This is a genomic window from Stenotrophomonas sp. HMWF003 (genome assembly GCF_003061285.1).
GTDB lineage: Bacteria > Pseudomonadota > Gammaproteobacteria > Xanthomonadales > Xanthomonadaceae > Stenotrophomonas > Stenotrophomonas maltophilia_AP.
This window is the reverse complement of the sequence record NZ_QAIW01000448.1, coordinates 35,181-39,693: the sequence shown is the minus strand read 5'-3', so window position 1 is coordinate 39,693 and position 4,513 is coordinate 35,181. Positions and strand designations below refer to the sequence as shown.

Sequence of the window (4,513 nt, the reverse complement as noted above, 5' to 3'; positions counted from 1 at the left end):
GGAAGCGCTGGTCGCTTTGCTCTCCTGTGCGTACCGCAATCTGTCAGGGGCTGGTGCGGGTGGGGTTGCGGGACCCTGAGCCGCATGGATGCGGCGACGGAGCTTACAGGGATGTACTTGCAGCGTGTCCCGCAACCCCACCCGCACCTGCCCAGCCCGGTGCAGGCGCGGACAGTAGCGCTTGATCTTGCTCTTGCACTGCAGTGGCCTGAGCAATCCCGCAGTACGACGAAGACTCTTTTTTGTGGATGACGATGCCACTGCACCGGCTGCTTTCGCCGCGGTGCGACGGCGAGAGGATGTTGCATGCCGCAGTTTTTCATTGAGCGCCCCGTGTTTGCGTGGGTGCTGGCTATTTTCGTGGTGCTGGCCGGTGCGTTGGCCATTCCGCGCCTGGCGATCGAGCGCTATCCCAGCGTTGCGCCGCCCAGTATCAGCATCTATGCCAGCTATCCCGGGGCGTCGGCGCAGACCATGAACGATGCCGTGGTCGGGCTGATCGAGCGCGAGCTGTCCGGGGTCAAACACCTCCTGTACTTCTCCTCGTCCACCGATACCTCGGGCGAGGCTTCCATTACCGCCACCTTCCGCCCCGGCACCGATCCCGAACTGGCCCAGGTGGACGTCCAGAATCGCATCAAGGCGATCGAATCGCGGCTGCCGCAGACGGTGCGCCAGAACGGGCTGGGCGTGGAGGCCGCCGATTCGGGCTTCCTGATGCTGGTCGGACTGCGCTCCACCGACGGCCGCCTGGACGAAGTGGCCCTGAGCGACTACATGGCGCGCAACATCGTCGAAGAACTCCGGCGCATCGAAGGCGTTGGCCGCGTGCAGCTGTTCGGTGCCGAACGTGCGATGCGGATCTGGGTCGACCCGGCGCAGCTGGTGGCCTACCGCCTGACCCTGGGCGATCTGACCACCGCGATCAGCGAACAGAACGCGCAGATCGCCCCCGGCCGGGTCGGCGATTCCCCGGCGATGCCGGGCCAGCGCGTCACCATTCCGCTCACCGTGGAAGGCCAGTTGAGTACGCCGGAGGCGTTCGCCGCCATCGTGCTGCGGGCCAATCCGGATGGCTCCCGCGTGGTCATTGGCGATGTCGCCCGGGTCGAACTGGGCGCCGAAAGCTATGCGTGGTCCACCCGCGAGAACGGCGCGCCTGCTACCGCGGCGGCCATCCAGTTGTCGCCCGGGGCCAATGCCGTGAAGGTGGCCGGCGCGGTACGCGCGCGCATGGCCGAACTCGAGCCTACCCTGCCGGTGGGCATGCAGGCCACGGTACCGTTCGACACCGCGCCGTTCGTGGCGATCTCGATCCAGAAAGTGCTCATCACCCTCATCGAAGCGATGGTGCTGGTGTTCGCGGTGATGTACCTGTTCCTGCAGAACATCCGCTACACGCTCATCCCGGCCATCGTCGCGCCGATCGCCCTGCTGGGCACCTTCGCGGTGATGCTCGCGGCCGGCTTCTCGATCAACGTGCTGACCATGTTCGGCATGGTGCTGGCGATCGGCATCATCGTCGACGATGCCATCGTGGTGGTGGAAGGCGTCGAGCGGATCATGGCCGAGGAAGGACTGCCGCCACGCGAGGCCACCGCCAAGGCGATGAAAGAACTCACCGGCGCGGTGATCGGCATCACCCTGGTGCTCACCGCGGTGTTCATTCCGATGGCGCTCGCCGATGGCTCGGTGGGCGCGATCTACCGACAGTTCAGCCTGGCCATGGCGGTGTCGATCCTGTTCTCGGCCTTACTGGCACTGACCCTGACCCCCGCGCTGTGCGCCACGCTGCTCAAGCCGAGCACGCGTGGCCACCACGGGCGCGGCGGCTTCTTCGGCGCGTTCAACCGCGGCATGGCGCGCATGACCCACGGGTACCAGGGACGGGTGGTGCGCATCCTGCAGCGCGGCGGACGCAGCATGGCCGTGTTCGCCGCGCTCGTGGTGGCGTTGGGGCTGGGCCTTCACCTGCTGCCCGGCGCCTTCCTGCCCGAAGAGGACCAGGGCTACTTCATGACGTCGATCCAGCTGCCGGCCGATGCCACCGCCGAACGCACCCTGGACGTGATGCAACGCTACGAAGCGCACATTGCCGCGCGCCCGGGCATTGCCTCCAACCAGGCGATCATGGGCTACAGCTTCGCCGGCTCCGGGCCGAACGCGGCGATGGCCTACACCATGCTCAACGACTGGGGCGCGCGCGCCGGTGCCACCGTGGCCGACGAGGTGGAGCGCGCGCAGCAGGCCATGGCCGCTGCGCCGGAAGGGCAGGTGATCGTGGTGACCCCGCCGGCCATCGACAGCCTGGGCACCTCGTCCGGGTTCGACCTGCGCCTGCAGGCGCGCACCGGCCAGAGCCAGGCGCAGCTGCAGGCCGCACAACAGCAGCTGCTGGCGCTGGCTGCGGCCAGCCCGCTGCTGCGCGACGTGCATGCCGAAGGGCTGCCCTCGGGCAGTACCGTGCGGCTGGAAATCGACCGGCACAAGGCGCAGGCCATGGGCGTGGGCTTCAGTGCGATCAGCGACACGCTGTCGGCGGCGATGGGCTCGCAGTACGTCAACGATTTCCCCAATGCCGGTCGCCTGCAACAGGTGATCGTGCAGGCCGACGCACCGCACCGCATGCAGGTGGACGACGTGCTCAAGCTGCACGTGCGCAACGTCAATGGCGGCATGGTGGCGCTGGCCGAACTGGTCACCCCGGTGTGGTCGCAGACGCCGTTGCAGCTGGAACGCTACCAGGGCTTCCCGTCGCTGAGCCTGTCCGGCAATGCGGCAGCGGGCGCGTCCAGCGGCCAGGCCATGGCCGAGATGGAGCGGCTGGCGCGGCAGTTGCCGGCCGGTTTCGCGCTGGCCTGGACCGGGCAGTCGCTGCAGGAGCGCGCCTCCGGTGCGCAGGCGCCGTGGCTGATGCTGCTGTCGATGCTGGTGGTGTTCCTGGTGCTGGCCGCGCTGTATGAAAGCTGGTCGATCCCCGCGGCGGTGTTGCTGGTGGTGCCACTGGGCCTGCTGGGCGCGGTGGCGGCGGTGCTGTTGCGCGGGTTGCCCAACGATGTGTTCTTCAAGGTCGGGATGATCACCGTGATCGGGCTGTCGGCCAAGAACGCGATCCTGATCGTGGAGTTCGCGCGCCAGCTGCAGCTGCAGGGGCACGGCCTGGTCGAGGCCGCGATCGAAGCGGCACGGCTGCGGCTGCGCCCGATCCTGATGACCTCGCTGGCGTTCGCGCTGGGCGTGGTGCCGTTGATGCTGGCCACCGGTGCATCGGCCGAAACCCAGCACGCGATCGGCACCGGGGTATTTGGCGGGATGTTGACCGCCACCGTGCTGGCGGTGTTTTTCGTGCCGCTGTTCTACGTACTGGTGCAGGGCGCACGTCGCTGGCGCTGGCCATGGCGGCGACGCCGGGAGGAATGACATGGGTACTACCGTGCTTGAAAACACCATCGCCACCGCCGAGGCACAGGTGCTGCAGTTGCTGTTGGCGCAGGACGTGGACGCGCTGCAGGCCTGGCTGTCGCCGTCGTTGTTCTTCAGCGACGGGGCAGGGCAGTGGCTGGGCGCCCATCCCTGCCTTACGGCGTGGTCGACCGGACAGCTGCGGATCACCCTGCTCGAGCAGGCCGCAGTGGAGCGCTTGGTATGCGGACAACTGACACTGGTCTCCAGTGACGTGCATCTGCGCTATGTCGACGCGGCCGGCGAACACGCGCGCGCGCTGCGTCTGCTGCGGGTCTGGGCGAGCGCATCGAACGCAGCCGGGGTGCACCTGCTGTCGATCGGACTGCTGCCGTCACGCGGGGGCTGAACCGGTGCTGCAGCCGGTGGAGTCAGGGCTGCTTCACCTCCTGCTGCAGGCTGCGGGCTAGGATGGTTGGCTGATCGCAACAACCGCAAGGAGTCCAACATGCGTGCATCCCCGTGGCTTTTCAGCCTGGTCATCGCCACCGGCCTGAGCGCCTGCCAGCCCGCGCAACGCGCCGAGGGCACCGCCAGCGACGCGGATACGGCCGAGGCGCCACCGACCATGGCCGCTGCTACCTCCGATGAACGCAGCTACGCTTTCCGGTGTGGCGACGTCGCCGTGCAGGCGACTTACCGCGGCCAGGATTCGGCCAGCGTGGTGGTTGGCGGGCGCACTTACCCGATGGCATCGGAACCGGCGGCATCCGGCGCGCGCTACGGTGACGGCCAGGGCAATACCTTCTGGACCAAGGGCACCACCGAAGGCACGTTGCAACTGAAGGGCGAGCCGGAGCGCAGCTGCACCGGCAGTGGTGAACAGGGCGCTGCGGCACCGGCTGCCGGCGCGCAGGACACCGCCAGCGCCGGCTTCCGCGCCACCGGCAACGAGCCGGGCTGGCTGGCCGAAGTGGCCGCAGGTGCCACGCCGCACCTGCGCGTGGAAACCGACTACGGGCAGCGCACGCTGGAGATCGCTGCGCCGACCCAGGGCAAGGATGGCTGGTCGGGTACGGCCGCAGATGGCACGCCGGTGAAGCTGACCTTC

General features: G+C 68.2%; 3 protein-coding genes. All 3 read left to right on the top strand.

Annotated elements, in window-relative coordinates:
- Positions 1–306: 306 nt before the first annotated feature.
- Positions 307–3,420: a multidrug efflux RND transporter permease subunit gene (locus DBR34_RS19945; RefSeq protein ID WP_128098068.1), complete on the top strand. Its 3,114-nt coding sequence runs from the start codon at positions 307–309 to the stop codon at positions 3,418–3,420.
- A gap of 1 nt (position 3,421) precedes the next feature.
- Positions 3,422–3,811: a nuclear transport factor 2 family protein gene (locus DBR34_RS19940; protein ID WP_128098067.1), complete on the top strand. Its 390-nt coding sequence runs from the start codon at positions 3,422–3,424 to the stop codon at positions 3,809–3,811.
- Positions 3,812–3,910: 99 nt separating this feature from the next.
- Positions 3,911–4,513, top strand: a 603-nt coding sequence (locus tag DBR34_RS19935) for an MliC family protein (RefSeq protein WP_128098070.1), incomplete at its 3' end; no start/stop codon positions are given.

Excerpts from the sequence above, each read along its gene's own strand:
- DBR34_RS19945 (WP_128098068.1), top strand. The coding sequence starts at position 307 with ATGCCGCAGTTTTTCATTGAGCGCCCCGTGTTTGCGTGGGTGCTGGCT.
- DBR34_RS19940 (WP_128098067.1), top strand. The coding sequence starts at position 3,422 with ATGGGTACTACCGTGCTTGAAAACACCATCGCCACCGCCGAGGCACAG.